2 protein-coding genes and 1 pseudogene are annotated in these 1808 nt (G+C 64.4%); all 3 read right to left on the bottom strand.

Annotated elements, in window-relative coordinates; all coding sequences use genetic code 11:
• Positions 1 to 82: 82 nt before the first annotated feature.
• Entirely contained in the window at positions 83 to 580 is a 498-nt protein-coding gene (locus HU729_RS25520) for a GreA/GreB family elongation factor (protein ID WP_186711921.1), read from the bottom strand.
• 68 nt (positions 581 to 648) lie between these two features.
• Entirely contained in the window at positions 649 to 1005 is a 357-nt protein-coding gene (locus tag HU729_RS25515) for a hypothetical protein (RefSeq protein WP_186668362.1), read from the bottom strand.
• Between the two features lie 119 nt (positions 1006 to 1124).
• A pseudogene (locus HU729_RS25510) lies at positions 1125 to 1808 on the bottom strand (hypothetical protein); the annotation flags it as partial.

Below are 1808 nucleotides of genomic sequence, written 5' to 3'. Positions count from 1 at the left end.
AAGTCGGAGCGCCGAACCGCCGCTCCCACAGGGATTGGGCTGGTCTTCCTGCAGGAATCGCGATTGGGCTGCGCAGCAGCCCCTAACCCTCACCCAGGATCTCGACCACCTCGATGGACAGATCCCCCGCAGGCCGCCGCCATACCACTTCATCCCCAGGCCCCGCGCCAAGCAGCGCCCGCCCCAGCGGTGAGCCCCAGTTGATCAGCCCGCGCGCTGCATCGGCCTGATCTTCCCCGACCAGTTGCACCTTGTGCTCCTCATCCTGCTCATCGACAAACCTCACCCGGCTGCCGATCTGGACCTTGTCCTGCGAGGTCGCAGGTGGCACCACCTGGGCGCTCTGTACGCGTGTGCGGAAGTAGCGCAGGTCGCGCTCGGTATCGGCCAGGCGCTGTTTGTCGGCGTGTTCGCCCTGGGCTTGCAGATCGCTGTGCAGGGCAATGAGCGCCGCCACGCGTTGCTGCAGTTGCGCAAGACCGCTGGCGGTGACGTAGTTGGGCTGGTCGCTGACCCGTCGCTCCACCGGCTGGCTGGCCTGGGCGGCGGCCTGGTCTTCGTTGACGAATGCTCGGCTCATGAACGGCCTCCTTGTTTCTGGAGACCATGGTGAGGGTTGTCGAGTTTCCCTGAATGTCTGGCTGCGACCTAATTGTGACGATAGGCGCGCGCTGCACCGCGGTCTTTTTCCTGCTGCCATTCGCGGTCACGCTCGTCCCAGTAGCGCTCTCGGTACTGGCGCGTGTCTTCGCTGTTCTGCATGGCATGGCACTGACGAAAACCATCGTCCCAACCGCTTTCGTAGCGACGATCGTGGAGGTAGCGCGGGACGTCCTTGCGAAAATCTCCGACCATCAGCCCCGCCGCCTGGCGGCCACTGCTGCAGCCGTCCTGGAAACCATCGGCATAGGCCGGTGGGTAGCCCTGGTCGAGCATCTGCTCGCGGGTGGACTGGCAGCCGACCAGCAGCAGGGTTATCCACAGGGCGAAACCGTACCGCGACATAGACACTGGACCTCCGGGTGATAGGGGAAGTCTAGGTCGTGGATTGTCGCGGCGATGTCAAAACGCCGTCGAAGGATTGCACGTCATGATGCGAATCCCTGTGGCCCCACGCAAAGGTATCAGTACTGGTACCACTTCAACTCGAGCATCACCTCGTTCTGCGCGGTGGCCAGGTGGCTGAACTCGCGCTTGGCGCTCAACCTCAGGCCCAGGTTCTGCGAAATCTCCCACTGCTGGTTCAGGCTCAGGCTGCGCCGCACTTCACCATTGGTGAAGTAATCGCCTTTTGCCTCCAGGGTCATGTTGCCCAGCCCGTTGCGCCACAGCAGGCCACCATTGAAACCGGCCGCCGGCGAGATGAACTCGGCGAAGTCATTGTGATGTTCGACCCGCACCGTACCGAGGGCAAAGCCCAGCAGGCCGTCGGCAAGCTGCCAGGTCCCACCGCCGCCGCCGTTGACGTGGCTGACCAGCACCTCGTCGTCATGCTTGCCCGGCACCCGCTCGAGGCCGCCAGCCACCTGCCACGACCAGGGCTTGAGCAGTTCGTTGCGCGGGGTCAGTGAGCGGATGGTGGCCAGGTCCAGGCGTTGCACCTGCCAGTCGTTGCCCTCGTACTGGCGCAGCTTGAGCTGGAGGATCTCGATCTGTGCGCCGAGCGGGAAGCCGTAGGCGTTGTCGTTGAGGTCGTGGTAGGCCATGCGCAAGCCGTACTCGGCGAAGGCGCGGTCTTCGCGGGTGCCGACACCCAGCTGCCAGGTACGCGACTGATGACCGTCCTCGGGCAGGCCGGGGCGTTCGGT

It is taken from the genome of Pseudomonas sp. RW10S2, from assembly GCF_014268985.1.
GTDB classification, from domain to species: Bacteria; Pseudomonadota; Gammaproteobacteria; order Pseudomonadales; family Pseudomonadaceae; genus Aquipseudomonas; species Aquipseudomonas wayambapalatensis.
Note: the sequence above shows the minus strand (reverse complement) of the source record. Positions and strands in the feature narration are given on the sequence as shown.

Coding starts and splice junctions, on each gene's coding strand:
- HU729_RS25515 (WP_186668362.1), bottom strand. CDS start 1,005: ATGTCGCGGTACGGTTTCGCCCTGTGGATAACCCTGCTGCTGGTCGGC.
- HU729_RS25520 (WP_186711921.1), bottom strand. CDS start 580: ATGAGCCGAGCATTCGTCAACGAAGACCAGGCCGCCGCCCAGGCCAGC.